Here is a 17384-nt window from a genome sequence, read left to right as displayed (position 1 = left end):
AGAGCCCTGTTACTTGTTACCCTTGAGCCTGGAGCAACGTGTTCATCATGCTCTGCACCACCGACATCACGTGCGCATTGGCGGCATAGGCATTCTGGAGCTGGATCAGGTTCGACATCTCGGAGTCGAGATTGACGCTGGCGGTCGAGTTGAACTTGGCCTGGAGCGTCGAGACCACGACGCTCTGGCCCTGCTGGAGCTGAGTGGCCTGGGTCGCTGCGTTGGCCTGCACGCTCAGGAATTGCTGGAGATAGTTCGAGACGCTGCCGCTGAAGGGCTGGTTCGCCGAGCCGAGACCGCTCTGCGGCGAATAGGAGAACACCGCCGAAGTGAGCTGCGAATAGAGATAGTCCGACCGCGTGGTGTCGCCCGCGGGCGTCACCGGCGAAGTGCTGTAGATCGACATCCTGGTCGGGTCGTTGACCAGCTGCGTGTTCACGGCGATGCGCCCGGCAAGTCCGGTCATCTGCGAGCCCGAGCCGGTGATCGCGCCGGTGTAGAGCGCCTGTCCGCCGTCGGTGAACAGCGGCAGTTGCGGATTGCCCGAGGTCAGCGACGAGATCGTCTTGCTGGTCGAGGCCGAATTGAGCTTGGTGAGGCCGGTATTGTCGTCGGTCACCCGCAGCGTCGTGGCTGTCGCGGGCGACGGAGCGGCGGAGAAAGACAGATGCGAACCTGATAGCGCGGTGTTCAGCGCGGAGGCGATTGCGCCCATGCCGCCGGCGAAATTGATGCCGACCCGCATCGGGTTGGCATTCGTCGCGTTCTGAAGCGGCAGCGCCGCCGGATCGGTCACGTTGACCAGCGTGATCTGACGCTGGGTATTGGTCACGGTGTCCGTGTAGGTGATGTTGACACTATTGCCCGGCATGGCACCGGCGAGGTCGAGATCGAACCCGGCCGGCGGACCGGACACCGTGCTGCCGGCCGTGGTCTTGTCGGACAGCGCGCTCGCCATCGTGGCCGCGAGCTGGTCGATCTGGTTCTGCGCCTGCACCAGCACCTCGTCGCGCAGCTTCAGGTCGGCCGCGATCTGGCCGGACGACACCACGTTGTTGGCGACGACGTCGATCTGCGAGCCGTTCGGCAGCTTGATGTTGAACGCACCGACGCCGGATTTGGCCGGGTCGATGTTGTAGAGCGAGGTCGCCGACAGCGCGCCGGCGGAGGCAAAGGAGAATTCCGAGGCGAGCCCGGCGCCGACCAGCTGGATGCCGGTGGTGGTGTAGATGTTGGCCTGGTTCGAACCGTCGGTGGTGACGCGGACGTCGACATAGTTCGACAGCGTGTTGATGGCCTGGTCGCGCTGGTCCATCAGCGTGGCGGCCGAGGGATCGTTGGCCGACAGGCCCTGGAGCTTGGTGTTGATGTCGGCAATCTGCTTCATCGCCACATTGGCGGCCTGCGCCGAATTGCCGAGATCCTGCTCGACGTTGGAGCGCAGCGACTGGATGCCCTTGGTGGTGACGTTGAGCTGCTGCGCCAGCGCCTGCGCCGCGCCGAGCGCGACGGTCTGCGCCGACGACGCCCCCGAACTGGTCGACAGCGCCTGGAGCGCGCTCGTGAAATTGTTCAGCGCGGTTTCGAGCGTACCGGAATTGCCGGGCGTGCCATAGACACTCTGAAGCTGCTTCAGGATATTGGCCATCTGGTCGGCGTAACCGCTGCCGCCGGTCTCGGTGCGCAGCTGGTTCAGCACGTAGGTGTCGAGCTCCCGGCTGACGCCGGTCGTCATCGCCGTCGCGCCGAACTCGCCGGTAGTGACCTCGATCTGGTTCGCCCTCTGGACGACGTAACCCGGCGTCTGCGAGTTTGCGACGTTCGAGGAGACGATCGAGAGCGCGGCCTGGTTGGCACGCAGGCCGCTCATCGCACTGGCGAGGGCTGAACTCAAACCCATATCACTGACCCGCCTTTGGTTACGTTACGCGCCGATCAGCGCAACACGTTCAAGAGATCCTGAACCATCGAATTCGCGGTCGTGATCACCTTGGTGTTGGCCGAATAGGCCTGCTGGGTCACGATCAGCTTGGTGAATTCGTCGGCGATGTCGGTGTTGGATCCTTCCAGCGACGAGCCGCTGATGGTGCCCGAAGCGCCGTCGATGGCGTCGCCCGACTGCTCGGTCGCGGCATAGGCGCCGCCGTCCATCGCCTTCAGATAGTTGGTGCCGTTGAAGTGCGACAGCTGCACCTGCGCGAGGTTGAGGTTCTGGCCGTTCGAGAAGGTTCCGACCACGATGCCGTTGTTGTTGACGGCGACCGAGCGAAGCTGGCCGGCGGCATAGCCGTTCTGGGTGATGGTGTTGATGGTCACCGCGCCGCTGGTGCTGGCATATTGCGTCAGTCCGCCCGAGGAGATGTTGAAGGCGACCGAGCCGAGCGACTGACCACTGACGCTGACATTGTTGATGGTGATGCCCGAGCCGCTTGGCGAGGTCAGCGAGCCGTCGTTGGCAAAGGTGAAAGTCTGGCCGGTATTGACCCAGCCGACGGTCGTGCCGGTCGCGTTCGGGTCGGTCTGGTAGAACAGGTTCCAGCTGTCCGAATGACCCGCGCCCAGCGAGGCGCTGTCGGTCTTGGCCCAGCGCAATTGCAGGTTCACCGGCGTGCCGGCGGCGTTGTAGGCCGTCACGGCGCCGCCGCTGATCGATTCCTTGGTGAAGGTCGCGATGTCGTTGCCGATCACGCCGCCCGTGCCGGCGGTGCCGCCGCCGTCGCGGTTCCTGGTGATGGTCGAAGTGAAGCCGAGCGCGGCGAAGGCGGCGCTGTTCGAGCTGGACACCGACAGGTTGGAGACGGTGCCGGTGTTGAGCGTGATGACGCCGCCGCTGCTGACCGACGATCCCGATGCGCCGGCCAAGGCGTCGATCTTGCCGAGCAGCGTCGTGATGTTGTCGGTGACGTTGATCTGGTTGTTGCCCACCGCACCGGCGGCCATGAAGGTCAGCGTCTGACCATCGACCGTGATGGTGTCGCCGGCGACGAAGCTGGACGAGAGCACCTGGGCGCCGCCGGCCGTCGCGCTGCCGCTCAGCACTGTCGCGCCCGAGATCGCGGGCGATGACAGCACGTTGCCGCCGCGGGTCACGCTGCTGATGCCGAGCGCGGTGGCCGCCGTGCCGCTGCCGACCGCGACGTCGGTGCCGGTGCCGCTGGATATCACGATGTTGCCGCTGGCGGAGAGCGAGGCCGTGACGCCGGCGCCGCCGGCGGTCTGGATCCCGTTCAGGATGTCCGCCACGGTGGCCGTCGTGCCCGCGCCGAGACCGATCGTGGTGTTGTTGCCGACCGTCGAGACCGTCGTGCCGGCATTGAAGGTGATCGTATTGCCGTTGATGGTCAGGGTCTGGCCGCTGAGCGCAGTGAGAATGCTGGAGGCCAGATGCGTGCCGACCGTGTTGTCGAGCGATGTGGTGGTCGAGGCCACCGCAGACGAATTGTTCTGGAGTGCAACCGTGCCCGTGGCCGTCGTCGACGAGTAGGCCGAACGGATGTTGCCGGTGGCGGCTGCGCCCGAGACCGTGGCGTTGGCATAGGGCGCGGGAGGTGTGCCGACCGGCAGCGGGTTGGCGGCGAAGTCCGACGGGTTCAGCCCGCCGGCCGCCAGCAGCGTGCCGGCCGCCGCGGTCGTTTTCGCCACCGTGTTCGGCTGGGTCGGAAGGTTCGCGGCGTACTCGATCGAGGTGGTCGCCTGCGCCGGAATGAAGTTGTTCTGGAATTGCAGCACGTTTGCCACGCTGCCGGTCGGGTTGCCGGTCTTCGGGTCGACCGTGACGCCCATCAGGTAATAGCCGGCGCCGTTGACCAGATTGCCGTTGGCATTGAGCTGGAAGTCGCCGCGCCTCGTGTAATAGGTGACCCCGGTGAAGACAGGCACGTTGTCGACGACGCCGCTCGCCTTCTGGATCGAGAAGAAGCCGTCGCCGGTGATCGCCATGTTGGTGGCGACGGTGGAGCCGGAGATCGTGCCCTGCGTGGTGATGGTGGCCTTCGCATTGGCCGTCACGCCGCCCGCGACCTGCTTGCTCGGCACCGAGGAGTCGGGAATGAGATCGACGAAGCTGGTGCCGATGCCCTTGTAGCCGGTGGTGGATGAGTTCGCGATGTTGCCGGAAATGTTCTGCAGCGCGTAGGACTGCGCCTGCAGGCCACCCACCGAGGTGTTCATTGCATCGAAGATACCCATAACTTTGTCTCCAAATCCGATCTCGGCGGCCGGTCGACCAGGGCCGCAGTCGGGGGAGACCGTCGCAAGGCCTATGCCAATGCGGGTATCTCTAAGAAATCAATGACTTAATGAAAAAGCCCCGGCCTGGTGACCGGGGCACAATTGCCGGGACCGGCAACAATTGCCGGGACGTGAGGTCATTCCGGAGCGGCCCGCAGGACCGAATTCTGGTGCGCACCTGAGCATCTCGAGATTCCGGGTTCACCCTTCGGGCGCCCCGGAATGACGGAAGCCTAACCTAGGTCGCCGACGCCGCAGCCGGGTGGAAAACCAGCCCGAAACCGTCGATGCAATAGCGCAATCCGGTCGGCTTCGGACCATCGTCGAAGACGTGGCCGAGATGGCCGCCACAGCGCCGGCAATGCACCTCGGTGCGAACCATGCCGTAGGCTCTGTCCTCGGTCTTGCCGACATTGCCTTCGATCGGCGCGTAGAAGCTCGGCCAGCCGGTGCCGCTCTCGAATTTGGTCTCGGAGGCAAACAACGGCAGGTCGCAGCCGGCGCAGGCGAAGATGCCCTTGCGGTGCTCTTTCAGCAGCGGGCTCGAGCCGGGCCGCTCGGTGCCGTGCTTGCGCAGGATCTCATATTGCTGCGGCGTGAGCTGGGCGCGCCATTCGGCGTCCGTCTTCGTGATCTCGAATTTTGCAGCGGCTTTCTCGCCGGCCTCGGCCGGCGTTCCTCTCAGCCAGCGGAAGGCCGCAAGGCCGAACAGGCCGGCGGTCGTCGTCAACAGGATGCGGCGGTCAAACATCTCATTCTCCGTGTGGGAGCGTCCACCCCTGAGATACGGGCTTCCGACGGCGGAGGTTACACGTCCGGGCGGAATTTTTCTCGGGCCTATCGCGCGACGCCGGCCTCCTGCGAGGCCGGTTCCACAGCCTGTTCTCCCTCTTGGGCCACGGGTTTCGGCGGCGGGGCCGGCCGTGGCCGGATGCCGGGCGGCGGGCGGCGCGGACCGGTGCCGGCGGCCCGGTTGGCTTCGGCGAGGCGGGCCTCGCGCTCCCCGTCCTTGACCCTGGCCCGTTCGCGGTAACGGGCGAGCGAGCCTGCGGCGGCGGAGCTCGCCCTGCTCCAGATTCCGACCAACTGACCTGCGACGCGCCCGGTGGCACCGCCCGCCCAGACCAGTTCGAACGGCGAGAACAGCTTCCAGCGCTCGTCGCCCCGCAGGATGCTGCGCGCGATCATCTGCCCGGCCATGGCCGAGGTGTTCATGCCCTGGCGGCCGAACCCGCTCGCCACCCACAGGCCTTTGCGCAACTGGCCGATCTGCGGCATGCCGTGCACGGTCTGGCCGGTGGCGCCGCCGAACATCTCGGTGATCTCGACATCGCCGAGCGTCGGGAAGATCGAGCGGATCCGGCGCCTGACGGCGCCTGCAAAGCGCTGCGGCCGCGCAGCCCAGGTGGTCTCCGGACTCTCCCACATCAGGCGGTCGCCATCGACGATGCGGAAATGGTCGACGCCGTCGGAATCCATCACCGATCCCTTGAAGGCGATCAGCTCGTGCACGCGCTCACCAAGCGGCGCCGTGATTCCGGCATAGCGCCAGACCGGCAGCAACGTGTCCGACAGGCGCCGCAAGGGCGCGCCGAGGTGAATGTTCCCCGCGAGCACGATATGGGTTGCGCGCAGCCGCGCCGAGGGCGTGACGATGCGTTTGCGGATGCCGGAATGATCGATGCTGACGACGGGCGTGTCCTCGAAGATGCGGGCGCCTGCCCGCCGTGCCAGCGCCGCCAGGCCATGCACATATTTGCGGCCGTCGACCTGGAACGCCTTCGGATAGTACACGCCGTGGAAGTAGCGATCGGTCTTGAGCACGTCGCGAACGCGATCGACCTGCCAACCCTCGACCTCGGTGTCGAAATCCTCGTTCAGCATCTGCAACCGGCTGATCAGCCGGTCGCCTGCATCGACGTTGGAGACCTCCAGCACGCCGTCATCAGGGCCGATTCCCGGCATGTTCTCTTCCGTGGCGTTGGCCCGCACGAATTCGGCGCCCTCCTTCGACAACCTCCACAATTCGCGCGCGTCCTCGAAGCCGACGCGCTCGATCAGATCGGTGAGCGGCAGCGCGAAGCCCGGCATCACGGTGCCGAGCTGGTTGCCGGACGCGTTCCAGCCGATATGGCGGCCCTCGAGCACCGCGACACTCGCCCCGAGCCGGGCCGCCTCCAGCGCGATGGTGAGCCCGGCAAGGCCCGCACCGATGACGCAGATGTCGGCGTCGAGGTCGAATGACAGCCGCGTGCGGTCGCGAAAGCCGGCTTCTTCCTGGGACACGCTTGTGAAAGTCTCGCTCATGTCGTTTTCTTAGAGCATGATCCGGAAAACTGCGCAGCGGTTTTCCGATGAGATCATGCGGAAATAACAACCTGGTACCAAATGGGCGCCTGTCACCTTGTCCTCGACCGGCGCCTGTAGATTATTCTGGACGGATAACGATTCGGGAATGCCATGCGCCGTTTGATGCTGCTGCGTCACGCCAAGACCGAGACCGACGCGCCGAGCGGCCGTGACCAGGACCGCCGGCTCGACGATCGCGGCCACAAGGACGCCGCCCGGATCGGCGACTGGATGGCCACCCATCCGCCCTTCCCCGACACCGTGCTGGTGTCGCACGCGGTCCGGGCCCGGCAGACCTGGGACATCGCATGGGAGGCGATGAAGGACCGCGTCCCGACGCCGCAGGTCGAGATTTTGCCGGAACTCTACGGCGCCGATCCCGCGCAGATCCTGGAATCAATTCGCACCGCAACGGCGCCTGCCGACCCCAAGCAATTGCTCCTGGTCGCGCATAACCCCGGCATGCACGAAGCCGCGCTGATGCTGATGGGTGGCGGCGATCCTGATGGCGCCAGGGCGCTCGCCGACAATCTTCCCACTGCAGGGCTTGCGATCTTGGACTTTGACGTCAAGGATTGGGGTGACGTCGCCTACCGCCGCGGCAAGCTGGTGCTGTTCACCAGTCCCAGGCTGCTTCGATCGGGGTGACCGCGCGACGTGCCGACAAGACGTGCTGACTGGAAGATTTGGAGGCGCAGATGTTCAAGTCCATCCTCGTGCCCATCGACCTCGCCGACACCGATCTGGCCAAGCCGGCGATCGCGACCGCGGCAACCCTGTCGCAGACCTGGAACGGCCAGGTGCGCCTGCTCAACGTGCTGCCGATGACGCCGGTGATGCTGGCCGAATACGTACCGGCCGATTTCGACGAGCAGCAGCGCCAGACCTCGGAAGAGGCGCTCGCCATCGTCGCGCGCGAATCCGGCATCGAGCAGGCGCGGATCTCCAGCGTGGTGCGCCAGGGCGGCATCTATCACGAAATTCTGGAGGAAGCGGTGCACATGAAGGCCGATCTGATCGTGATGACCTCACACCGGCCGGCGATGCGCACCTATTTCCTCGGCTCCAACGCCGGCCACGTCGTGCGCTACGCGAAGTGTTCCGTGCTGGTGGTGAGGCATTGAGGAAGGCGGAGGCGATACCCGAGACCACTCCTATCGCCCATCCCGGACGTCGCTTTGCGCGTCCAGGCCACAATGTGGAAGCAGTTACAATTGGCTTGGCAAAACAGGCAGGCATAGCGGCACTGGTCATTGCATTCGGCCGGTTGCGTAGCCATTTGCTCTTCAGCGACGACGCAGACCGGACTGTCGCAGCGATGCCGACCTGAGTTCGAGCCAACACGGCTCGACCGGCGGCCGATTCCAGTAAGCGCAGTTGGAGCCGAGGCCTAAGCATGCAGATCCGGGTCGGCTTCGAAATGGTCTACGACTTCCCGCAAGTCACGCCATTGATCGCGATGGTCGGGACGCATTTTACGCGGGCATCCGATGTTATTGTGCCGGATCACCTCGTCACCTCGCCTTCTGTTCCGATCACGCCCTACCGCGACAGCTTCGGGAACTGGTGCAGCCGGCTGGTTGCGCCCCGCGGCCGCATGCGCCTTACTGCCGACGGAACGGTGCGCGACAGCGGCTTGCCCGATGTAATCGTGCCTTCAGCCGCGCAACACGCAGTCGAGGATCTTCCATCGGACACCCTGCTCTATCTGCTCGGCAGCCGGTATTGCGAGACGGATCGGCTTTCCGACATTGCTTGGAAGTTGTTCGAGAAGACGGCGCCCGGCTGGCCTCGCGTCCAGGCGATCTGCGATTTTGTTCACCATCACATCGCGTTCGGATACGAGCACGCGCGGGCGACCATGACGGCATGGGAGGTCTTCAACGAGCGAAAGGGCGTATGCCGCGACTATGCGCATCTCGCCATCGCGTTCTGCCGCTGCATGAACATTCCAGCGCGCTACTGCACCGGCTATCTCGGCGATATCGGCATTCCGCCGCCCCACGCCGCCGGCGACTTTGCAGGTTGGTTCGATGCCTACCTTGGCGGTCGCTGGTACACCTTCGATGCACGCAACAACACTCCGCGCATCGGCCGTGTCCTGATCGCCCAAGGCCGCGATGCGGCGGATGTTCCGATTGTTCATATTTTCGGACCAGGCGAGCTCATCAGCTTCAAGGTGTGGACCGATGAGCTGGTGTGAGCCGCTCGTCGTGGTCAGTTTCGCGCAAGCCGGACGAGATTGACCTCGCTAATTGACAAGATGGGTGCTACAGGGTTGGCATCACCGCGCGCTTCCTGGCTGTTATCGGTGACTGAGAGCATCGCGCTCCCGCCTCAAACGAAAGAAGGCGGTCATATGTCCGATCTGATCAAATTCGACATTCGTGAGTGGCTCGTTCCACCGATATTGGTGCCTGTCTTCCTGGTGCTGGTGATCGCGATCTCAGCCGTTCTTTAGCGGCAGGTCCGTTCAATTACCCTGCGCCAACTGGCAGGCGCAGCCCCCTGAGCCAAAGCCACGACTCAAAACCAAAACTCAAGCCAAGGCGTGAGCAGAGACAGGAGGCGGAATGGCAAACACGGCAATCATCAGGGATGCCTACGGCGTTCCGGCGGTTTTCGTCGGTTCGAAGACGGGTCGGGACGATGCTCCCTTTGTCTTCGTGAGGGTCGGAGACGAGGAGCGCAGGATGCGCTGGTCCGAATGGGATGCTCTTCCGGCCTGGACCGGCGAGCCTGCGACTTGGGCGAATAGAGCCAAGTACCGATGGGGTGTCGAACATGAAGACGGCCCGAACAAGGACCGCGGCGCTTCTGCTGGCATCGGCACTGGGCACCTTCACGCCGGCAGCTTTCGCCGCGGAGCCGAACTGCCGAGCGATCGAAAGCACCGGCGCGCGCCTCTCCTGTTACGATGCGGCATTTCCCCCGAAGCAAGCAAATCCGCCGAAACCGGGCGTCGACCCATCGTCAGGCTACAAGGACCCGTTTCTTGCGGAAGAAGCCCGAACTGCCGCGAAGCTGAAGAATATATGCCGCGGCTGCTGAGGTTTCACCGACCTCGGACGTGTGCCGAACGTCGCACTCCAATTCGGAAGGTCGGATGAATGACGAAAGAAACTGCGAAAGGTGGCCGAGTGGTCCGCCAACGAAAGCGTGCTCTTCATCTGGCCGGTGCGGTACTGGATGACAGGGCCGACAGTTCCGCCAGTTCCAACGACCAATCGAAGAGAAAGCAGCGCCTGCTTGATGGGCCTATGGAATTCAGAACTGTTCGCGTTGATCGTTCAAACCGCCCTTCGAGCGATGACCAGTAATCCAGCCAGCGGCGAGCCCTGGGCTGTTTTCCGATAGTTCCTGCGCGAACGGAACAAAGCCCTCGCTATTCGGGAGATAAGGGCGCATTGTCTCGTTACCGCCGAGCGGCCCTTAGCATTTATCGGTGGTGTGGACGCGAGTTGCGCTCCCGCTCAACCTCGAAGCGGAGCATCAAAATGCCGGCTCGACGATCCCCAGAACCATCATCGACATTCGAATACCGCATGGCGCAAGAGGCACTCAACCTTCGTCAGCAGGCCGAAGGGATGCCCGCTGGCATCCGCCGCACGGAGCTTTTGAGCAAAGCCCGGCAGATCGATGTGGCCGGAGAGGTCAACAAGTGGCTGACCTCACCGGGACTGTTTGCGCCGCTTTAGGGCTTCATCTCCAACAGGCTGAACTTACGGCCTCCGCGTGGAGACCAACAGGTATCGGGATTTTACTCTCACCCTCCCGAGTTGATCAGGCGCCGCCTGCGCGGTATTTCAAGCGGGCGGCGTTTGCTTGTGTAAAGCCTTTCGCCGGGACTGCATCCCGCAATCAAGAGTGAAGCTGAGTGCCTCCCAGCGCGTCGCTGAAAGAGCCGCTTTGACCATGACGCCTTTTGCGTTGAGCTGAACGCTTCTCGTCGCCCCGGATTGCGCTCCTTCCGCTCGGCAAAAAGTACAATCCCTTGCGTTGCCCGACGGGCAAAACACGCAAGCCCTAGGTCAACGCACGCCGCGAAAAACATTCTACTTTACCGAAATTCGGAAAGGGCGTATGTGTCGCGGCAACCTGGCCCAAGGAAGAGGGGCGTATCGCGATCGTCACGAAGCGGGCCGGGCGGCGGTGGACGCTGATTGCATCGGCGCGAAGAGCTTCGCAGGGCGGGCAACCGTGAGCGAGAGCGTCGCGCACACGACCGGTGTAATCAGCGTACGGCAAAATCGTGTGGTCCTGACGCCCGGGGTCTGTGCGTCAAGTCTTGTGGTGATGTGTCTCGTCCAACCGGACGTACGCGTCAGCCATCCGCAAGGCGACGGGGGCAATAGTGCAACGCTCCCCGGGGAGAGTACGACATAAGCCGTAAAACCACTGCGCAGGGAAGGCCGGTTGTTTGGCTTCACCTGTATGCCGCTGTGCAGAGTCTTGCTCTACCCTTCGCACAGTGGACCGTGGGTGCCCGGCCGGCACCCGGTCTTCCCTGCGCCCTCTTTCAATTGAGGGCAAGCGACGAAGCAAAGCTCGGGCGAAATGCGCCGCGAGGATGATCAACCATGTGTGTCGTTGAACAAAGGTCTCGTGCCCCGGACGCAGCGCAGCGTCCTTTCGACGATGCGCTGCAGAAGCCGGGGCCCATGCATCAGCGAGTGCGTGGCCTTCTGGGTCCCGGCTCTGCGCAGCAACGCTTGCGCGTTGCGGCGCTTCCGGGACACGCAGGGATCAGCGTCGCACGTGCCTCACAGGTATCGCGTCAGCTCGGTCTTGACCTGTCCGTAGACGGCGTCCTCGATCTGGCTGCGCGTAATCCCGATGTCGCGCAGGGCGCGGTCGTCGAGTTCGTTCAGGGTCTTGACGGCGGAGCGGTGCTCCAGGCGATCGAACAGCGCGTAAACAACACTGGCGAGCGTTGCAAAAAATCCGCTCGCTGAGGATGGGCGTATGCTCCGCCCGGCAGTTTGTGAGATCAGGGTCATTTTTCTTCTCCGGCAGTCGTCCCACGCGGCGAAGCCGATGCCGTTGGCGCAGACGCTACGAGCGCTTGCACCTCATTGCCGTCGGATTGCTCTCGCTCTCCTCGGCTCAATCGCGGAACTTGATGGAACTTAAATGCTCCAGTACACTGCTCGGAGCAAGTAAAACATTGCTCTCGGTGCAATAATGTCCAAGTTCGAGTACGTGAAGCTTGCCGATGCCATTGCCGTCGATATCGCTAACGGCACGTTAAGGCCCGGCGACCGTCTGCCGCCGCAGCGTAATTTTGCCTATGACCGTGGCATCGCGGTCTCGACCGCGAGCCGGGTTTATACGGAGTTGCTCCGCCGTGGGCTCGTCGTCGGCGAAGTCGGCCGCGGCACGTTCATCTCCGGCGACATCAGGCGCGAGGTCGAGGCCTTGAGCGAGCCGCGCGATGCGCGGATCGATTTCGAGGTCAATTATCCGCTGCTGCCGCAGCAATGGGCGATGATCGCCAAGAGCCTTGCAGGCCTCGAGCGCGTCGACGCACTTGAATCCGCGCTGCGCGTCTCGACCAGTACCGGCACCAGGAGCGCGCGCAATGCCGCCGCCGCCTATCTCGCGCGGAAGGATTTCGCCCCGCAGGCCGAGCAGATCGTCTTCACCGCCAACGGCAAGCAATCGCTCGCGGCCGCGCTCGCGGCACTCGTCCCGACCGGCGGCCGCTGCGGCGTCGAGGCGCTGACCTATCCTTACGTCAAGAGCATCGCCGCGCGGCTTGGCGTGACGCTGGTCCCGATTCCCATGGACGAGCATGGCGCGCGGCCCGACGCCATCCAGAAGGCGCATCGCGAGGCGCATCTGTCGGCGCTGTATCTCCAGCCCATCATCCAGAACCCCCTCGGCGTCACCATGACCGCAACGCGGCGCGCCGACATCATACGCGTCGCCGAGAAGCTCGACCTCACCATCATCGAGGACGCCGTCTACGGCTTCCTCGCCGACGACACGCCGCTGGCCGCCCTCGGGCCGGACCGCTGTATCGTGATCGACAGTCTGTCCAAGAAGGTCGCGCCGGGCCTTGCGCTCGGGATCCTCGTGGCGCCGCCTCGCTTGCGCGAAAGCGTGATGAGCGCGGTGCGGACCGGCGGCTGGATCGCCTCGGGCTACGCGCTCGCATCCGGGCAGCGGCTGATGGCCGACGGCACCGTCGCCGAGCTGACGCGGCTGAAGCGGATCGATGCCGCCCGGCGCCAGCAGACCGCTGCACGGCTGCTGGCCGGCTACCAGCTCGCCGCCGACCCGCGCTCCTACCATCTGTGGCTGACGCTGCCGCCGCACTGGCGCTCGCAGACCTTCGTGGCGGCGGCGGCGAGGCGCGGCATCGCGCTGACGCCGTCCTCCACCTTCGCCATCGCCCACGGCCACGCACCGAACGCGGTGCGCCTCGCACTCGCCCCACCCACCTTCGAGCAGCTCGATTCCGGCCTGCGCACCATCGTGTCGCTGCTCGGCACCAAGGAAGAGGATTTCGACTCGACGGAGTAGCTCAGATCTCCGGCCAATCCGCGATGAAGCCACTCGCTTTGTAGGGCTCGATCTTGTCCCATTCGTGCAGCATGCGGCGGCGAAATTCGGCATCGGTATGCCAGAGCGAACGCGGCGTCGCGAAGCTGTCGACAGTGAGCAGCATCTTCTCGACCTCCGGCCAATGCCTCTGCAGCGTCATCGGGTAACGCCGCGCGGTCCAGGTGTTGCCGAGGCAGATCACGCTGCGGATGTTCCGCAGTCCGAGCGCCGCATCGATCACCGGAAGCGAGAAGATCACGTTCTCGCCGGTGTTCATCGCGCGATGCTCCTCAAGGATAACGTCCGCCGGAATGCCCGCCGCGATCATCGCCGACTTGATGATCGTGCACTCGGTTTGCTCCGAGCCCGGCGTCATACCGCCGCTGACAATCGACCAGCGGAATAGACCCTCGCGCCAGAGCCTTACGGCAGTGCCGGCACGTAAGCCCACATCTTCGCGGGTGCCGAACATGAACAGCAGGTCGGCTGGCCGCAGCGGCGTGTCGATCAGATGGGTGCGGTTGATTCTGGCGATCTCATCTGCCGTCGGCAGACGGGTGCTGCGGTCCACGACTGACATGAACGCAAGATGCGACGTCGGCGCCGCGACGCGAAGTCACGTTTGATTGCTGCCGATTGCACTCAAGGCAGCAGCGCCTTCGGCACCTGATCGAAACTGTAGCTCTGCGGCTGGTTGCGCCGCACGAAGCCGCCGACCTGCCAGGCGAACAGCGCGGCAAAGCCGAGGATGAACAGCACGCCGGCGAACTCGCCGATCACGAGGGCACGGATCAACAGGCCGGCCATCGCCACCGTCAGCATTGCGAGCAACGCCAGCACTGCCGCATAGGCCGCACGGCCAAGCCCGGCGGTCAGCACCGCGCGGCTGCCGGCCTTGGCCATGCGCGCATGCAATTCGACGATGAAGGCGCGAAAGCCGTTGTCCTGCGGCGCCATCAGCGCCGCGGTCTGCCAGCTCGTCGACAGGATCGTGATACGGCGGCCACTGCTGTGGGTGACATCGGCGCGGAAGCGATGCTGCTGCATCGAGACCGGGCGGAACGACAGCCGGATCGCGCCGATCTCGGCATAGGGCCACAGCGCGGCGCGGCCGCCGATGTGCCAGGAAAGCCCCTCCTCCGTCAGCTCGAAGCGATGCGCCGAGCCGATCAGCGACGCCTTGTAGGCGTAGCTCGTGACCGACGCCGCCTCGGCTCCCGAATCCTGCATCCTCACAATCAATCCAATCCCGCGCTCCGCGACCCGCTTGCGTGACCGCCCTGGCCCATCCTACAAGCGGGACATGGCTGAGACGATTTCTTTTCCGCGCCGCCTGATTCTCGGCGCCGCAATGACCTCAGGCGTGCTGCTCGCTCTCGCGGTGCACATGCTGGGCGCGCGCTACGGGCTCGACCTCGGCGGGCTCTGGCGCTCCGACTCGCATGAGTTCATTCCCGCCGGCGCGGCGATCGCGTGGTGGCTGATCGCGACCGTCGGCTTCTCCGGCGGCTATTTCACGGCGACGTTGATGCAGAGCGCCGTCTCCGGCCAGATCCCGCAGCGGATGCGGCAATTCCTGATCGCTGTCGGCGTGCTCCTGCTTGCTGGCGCGGGCCAGGCGGCTTCGGCACCGAGCCCGATCCCGACCGTCTCGGGCGTGCTGGCCGGACTTGCCGCGCTATGCCTCGGCGCCGTGATGGCGTTCTGCGGGGCCCATTTCGCGCTGCGCCGCGGCTGAATATCAGGCAGACACGCGCAGCCGCGGGCGGTCCAGCATCATCGCCACATCGGAAGCGGGCCGCGGCTTGCTGAACAGATAGCCCTGCGCCTGGGTGCAGCCCTCGCGCCGGAGCAGCTCGAGCTGCGCATCGTTCTCGACGCCTTCCGCGGTGGTGACGATCCCGAGACTGCGGCCAAGGCCCGTCACGGCGCGGATGATCGCCATGGAATCCTCGCGCGTCGTCAGCTCCGACACGAAGGAGCGGTCGATCTTGATCTTGTCGAACGGGAAGCTGCGCAGATAGCTCAGCGACGAATAACCGGTGCCGAAATCGTCGAGCGAGATCCGTACGCCCAGGGCGCGCAGCTCGTGCAGCGTGGTCAGCGTCGCCTCGCTGTTCTGCAGCAGCACGGATTCGGTGATCTCGAGCTCGAGGCGCCGCGCCGGCAGTCCCGAGGCGGCCAGCGCCGCGATCACGGATGTGATCAGGTTCGGATTCTTGAACTGGACCGGCGACAAATTGACGGCGAGGTCGACATCATCAGGCCAGGTCGCCGCGTCGATGCAGGCCGAGCGCAGCACGAATTCGCCGAGCTGGACGATCAGTCCGGTCTCCTCGGCCAGCGGAATGAAGTCGATGGGAGCAATCAGGCCGCGCTGCGGATGGTTCCAGCGCAGCAGCGCCTCGAAGGCGACGACGCGGCCGCTGGCGACGTCGCGGATCGGCTGATAATAAGCCTCGAATTCGTCGCGCTGCAGCGCCGCGCGCAGATCCATTTCAAGGAGACGACGCGCCTGCGCGCGGGCGTCCATGCCGGTCTCGAAGAAGCGATAGGTGCTGCGGCCGTCGGCCTTGGCGCGGTACAGCGCGAGGTCGGCGTTCTTCAATAGCTCGTCGGGATTGTTGCCGTCCTGCGGCGACAGCGAGATGCCGATCGAGACGCCGATCACGATCTGATGGTCGTCGATCTCGTAAGGTGCCGAGATCACCTCGACGAGGCGGCCGGCAAGCGATCTCGCAGCGGCTTCCTCGGAGCGTCCGATCTGGACCACGGCGAACTCGTCGCCGCCGAGCCGCGCCACGGTGTCGCTTTCGCCGACCGCGAGGGACAGCCTGCGGCCGACTTCCCTCAGCAGGGCATCGCCGATGGGATGGCCGAGCGAGTCGTTGATGTCCTTGAAGCGATCGAGATCGAGACAGAGCACCGCGAGCTGATCGCCCGACCTGGTCCGGCGCAGTCCCTGCTCGAGCTGCTCGTGGAACAGCACGCGGTTCGGCAGGCTGGTCAGCGCGTCATGGCGCGCCATGTGCGAGATCTTGGCCTGCGCTTCCAGCCATTCGGTGATGTCCTCGAAGGTCGCGACCCAGCCGCCACCCTGCATCGGCTGGTTGACCACCCGGATGGAGCGGCCGAACCGGCTGACGACGTCGGTCGTGGTGCGGCCCTCGCGCGCATCGGCGACGAGGCGGGCGAAGAATTCGTCCGCGTCGCCCTGCCACTGGCCCCTGGCCTGCTCGTCCCGCAAGATGTCGACCAGCCGGCGGCCGGTGAGCGCGATGTCGGTGCGGCGAAGCATCGCCGCATAGCGCTCGTTGAACAGGATGATCTTGCCGTCGGCGTCGAACATGCAGAGCCCCTGCGACATGTTCTCGAGTGCCGTATCCAACACCATTTGCTGGGCGCCCAATTGGCCCCTGGCACGACGGTCGAGCAGCGCGGCCACGAGCGCGATCGCAATGATCGCGACCGCAGCGCTGGCGGTGAGGAAGGACAGCGAGGCCGGCGGGATCGACAGGCCGCCGATCGCGAGCGTCGGATCCGGCGTCAGCAGCACCGCGCCCATGGCCGTGAAATGATGCGCGACGATGGCGACCGTCAGCAGGGCCGTCGCCGCCAGCGCGTGGACGAGGTCGTCGCGGCGCGCCGCCACGAACAGCGCAAGTGCCGCAAAGAAGATTCCTGAAAGCACCGAGACGGCGACCGTGCTTCCGATCCAGTCCACCCGCGCAGGCATCTCCAGCGCCGCCATGCCGGTGTAATGCATCGCCGCAACACCGGCGCCGACGATGGCGCCGCCGAGGACGATCCACACGGCGCGCGAGGACGATACGGCGATGCTCAGCCCCACGAAGGTCACGGAGATCGCGAAGATCAACGACAGGATCGTCACCGGAATGTTGTAGGCGCCCGCGCCTCCGGGCCCGTAGGCGAGCATCGCGATGAAATGCGTCGCCCAGATGCCGCATCCGCTGACGGCGGCATCGAGGCCGAGCCAGGCCAGACGCCCGGTGCCCTGCGTCGCGCGCGCCCGGTGGAACAGGCTGATCGCCGCCGCGCTGGCGAGCAGACACACCGCGCCGCCAAGCGCGACGAGCCGCAAATCGTGCTCTTCGGTAAGACAGTAGAGAACTTGGTACATCCACGGGCCCCTATGGACCCGCACTTCAACCAACAGAAGTGGACAGTCGGTAACCGGCTAAGCGCCTGTTGCGGCAATGGTGAACGGAAGATGTGTCCATTCACTCGGATTGTTC

14 protein-coding genes are annotated in these 17384 nt (G+C 64.9%); 6 read left to right on the top strand and 8 right to left on the bottom strand.

The features are described 5' to 3' along the window. Positions 1-16 precede the first annotated feature (16 nt). The 4 genes from flgK to RX330_RS13720 form a co-directional block, all read right to left on the bottom strand. A complete protein-coding gene (flgK, locus tag RX330_RS13735) occupies positions 17-1900 on the bottom strand; it encodes a flagellar hook-associated protein FlgK (protein WP_317243343.1) in 1884 nt (627 codons plus the stop codon). A gap of 35 nt (positions 1901-1935) precedes the next feature. After that, complete coding sequence (locus tag RX330_RS13730) at positions 1936-4188, bottom strand: flagellar hook-basal body complex protein (RefSeq protein ID WP_212091640.1); 2253 nt, start codon at positions 4186-4188, stop codon at positions 1936-1938. 280 nt (positions 4189-4468) lie between these two features. Continuing rightward, complete coding sequence (msrB, locus tag RX330_RS13725) at positions 4469-4981, bottom strand: peptide-methionine (R)-S-oxide reductase MsrB (protein WP_212091638.1); 513 nt, start codon at positions 4979-4981, stop codon at positions 4469-4471. An 86-nt stretch (positions 4982-5067) separates the two neighbouring features. Continuing rightward, the gene (locus RX330_RS13720; RefSeq protein WP_317243342.1) at positions 5068-6537 is read right to left on the bottom strand and encodes an NAD(P)/FAD-dependent oxidoreductase; all 1470 of its coding nucleotides are present in this window, start codon (positions 6535-6537) and stop codon (positions 5068-5070) included. 153 nt (positions 6538-6690) lie between these two features. Between RX330_RS13720 and RX330_RS13715 the strand changes: the two genes are divergently transcribed. From RX330_RS13715 to RX330_RS13700, 4 genes are all read left to right on the top strand, one after another. Beyond that, the gene (locus tag RX330_RS13715) at positions 6691-7227 is read left to right on the top strand and encodes a SixA phosphatase family protein (RefSeq protein ID WP_212091634.1); all 537 of its coding nucleotides are present in this window, start codon (positions 6691-6693) and stop codon (positions 7225-7227) included. Positions 7228-7277: 50 nt separating this feature from the next. Then, entirely contained in the window at positions 7278-7703 is a 426-nt protein-coding gene (locus RX330_RS13710; protein ID WP_212091632.1) for a universal stress protein, read from the top strand. A gap of 272 nt (positions 7704-7975) precedes the next feature. After that, the gene (locus tag RX330_RS13705; protein ID WP_212091630.1) at positions 7976-8782 is read left to right on the top strand and encodes a transglutaminase-like domain-containing protein; all 807 of its coding nucleotides are present in this window, start codon (positions 7976-7978) and stop codon (positions 8780-8782) included. 1342 nt (positions 8783-10124) lie between these two features. After that, on the top strand, positions 10125-10277 hold the full coding sequence (locus RX330_RS13700) for a hypothetical protein (RefSeq protein WP_249153617.1): 153 nt from the start codon (positions 10125-10127) through the stop codon (positions 10275-10277). A gap of 1065 nt (positions 10278-11342) precedes the next feature. Here the strand turns inward: RX330_RS13700 and RX330_RS13695 are convergent. After that, positions 11343-11579, bottom strand: coding sequence for a DUF1127 domain-containing protein (locus RX330_RS13695; RefSeq protein ID WP_317243341.1), 237 nt, complete (start codon positions 11577-11579; stop codon positions 11343-11345). Positions 11580-11763: 184 nt separating this feature from the next. On the opposite strand from RX330_RS13695, the gene RX330_RS13690 reads away from it, so the two are divergent. Continuing rightward, positions 11764-13107: a PLP-dependent aminotransferase family protein gene (locus RX330_RS13690; RefSeq protein WP_212091624.1), complete on the top strand. Its 1344-nt coding sequence runs from the start codon at positions 11764-11766 to the stop codon at positions 13105-13107. A 1-nt stretch (position 13108) separates the two neighbouring features. Here the strand turns inward: RX330_RS13690 and RX330_RS13685 are convergent, their stop codons facing one another. Together RX330_RS13685 and RX330_RS13680 are read right to left on the bottom strand one after the other, a co-directional pair. Further along, positions 13109-13708 carry a YdcF family protein gene (locus tag RX330_RS13685; protein ID WP_317243340.1) on the bottom strand — a complete coding sequence of 200 codons (600 nt, stop codon included), beginning with the start codon at positions 13706-13708 and terminating at the stop codon, positions 13109-13111. Between the two features lie 62 nt (positions 13709-13770). After that, positions 13771-14358: a hypothetical protein gene (locus RX330_RS13680; protein WP_317243339.1), complete on the bottom strand. Its 588-nt coding sequence runs from the start codon at positions 14356-14358 to the stop codon at positions 13771-13773. Positions 14359-14431: 73 nt separating this feature from the next. Between RX330_RS13680 and RX330_RS13675 the strand changes: the two genes are divergently transcribed. Then, on the top strand, positions 14432-14866 hold the full coding sequence (locus tag RX330_RS13675) for a hypothetical protein (RefSeq protein ID WP_317243338.1): 435 nt from the start codon (positions 14432-14434) through the stop codon (positions 14864-14866). Between the two features lie 3 nt (positions 14867-14869). Here the strand turns inward: RX330_RS13675 and RX330_RS13670 are convergent, their stop codons facing one another. Further along, positions 14870-17269, bottom strand: coding sequence for an EAL domain-containing protein (locus tag RX330_RS13670; protein WP_317243337.1), 2400 nt, complete (start codon positions 17267-17269; stop codon positions 14870-14872). Positions 17270-17384: the final 115 nt, after the last annotated feature.

It is taken from the genome of Bradyrhizobium sp. NDS-1, from assembly GCF_032918005.1.
In the GTDB taxonomy this organism is placed as follows: Bacteria; Pseudomonadota; Alphaproteobacteria; order Rhizobiales; family Xanthobacteraceae; genus Bradyrhizobium; species Bradyrhizobium tunisiense.
This window is presented reverse-complemented; position numbering and strand designations above follow the sequence as displayed.

Bases quoted from the DNA above. Each gene is read 5' to 3' on its own strand.
- RX330_RS13685 (WP_317243340.1), bottom strand. From the start codon at position 13,708: ATGTCAGTCGTGGACCGCAGCACCCGTCTGCCGACGGCAGATGAGATC.
- RX330_RS13705 (WP_212091630.1), top strand. From the start codon at position 7,976: ATGCAGATCCGGGTCGGCTTCGAAATGGTCTACGACTTCCCGCAAGTC.
- RX330_RS13675 (WP_317243338.1), top strand. From the start codon at position 14,432: ATGGCTGAGACGATTTCTTTTCCGCGCCGCCTGATTCTCGGCGCCGCA.
- RX330_RS13680 (WP_317243339.1), bottom strand. From the start codon at position 14,358: ATGCAGGATTCGGGAGCCGAGGCGGCGTCGGTCACGAGCTACGCCTAC.
- RX330_RS13710 (WP_212091632.1), top strand. From the start codon at position 7,278: ATGTTCAAGTCCATCCTCGTGCCCATCGACCTCGCCGACACCGATCTG.
- flgK (WP_317243343.1), bottom strand. From the start codon at position 1,900: ATGGGTTTGAGTTCAGCCCTCGCCAGTGCGATGAGCGGCCTGCGTGCC.
- RX330_RS13700 (WP_249153617.1), top strand. From the start codon at position 10,125: ATGGCGCAAGAGGCACTCAACCTTCGTCAGCAGGCCGAAGGGATGCCC.
- RX330_RS13730 (WP_212091640.1), bottom strand. From the start codon at position 4,188: ATGGGTATCTTCGATGCAATGAACACCTCGGTGGGTGGCCTGCAGGCG.
- RX330_RS13695 (WP_317243341.1), bottom strand. From the start codon at position 11,579: ATGACCCTGATCTCACAAACTGCCGGGCGGAGCATACGCCCATCCTCA.
- msrB (WP_212091638.1), bottom strand. From the start codon at position 4,981: ATGTTTGACCGCCGCATCCTGTTGACGACGACCGCCGGCCTGTTCGGC.
- RX330_RS13670 (WP_317243337.1), bottom strand. From the start codon at position 17,269: ATGTACCAAGTTCTCTACTGTCTTACCGAAGAGCACGATTTGCGGCTC.
- RX330_RS13720 (WP_317243342.1), bottom strand. From the start codon at position 6,537: ATGAGCGAGACTTTCACAAGCGTGTCCCAGGAAGAAGCCGGCTTTCGC.
- RX330_RS13715 (WP_212091634.1), top strand. From the start codon at position 6,691: ATGCGCCGTTTGATGCTGCTGCGTCACGCCAAGACCGAGACCGACGCG.
- RX330_RS13690 (WP_212091624.1), top strand. From the start codon at position 11,764: ATGTCCAAGTTCGAGTACGTGAAGCTTGCCGATGCCATTGCCGTCGAT.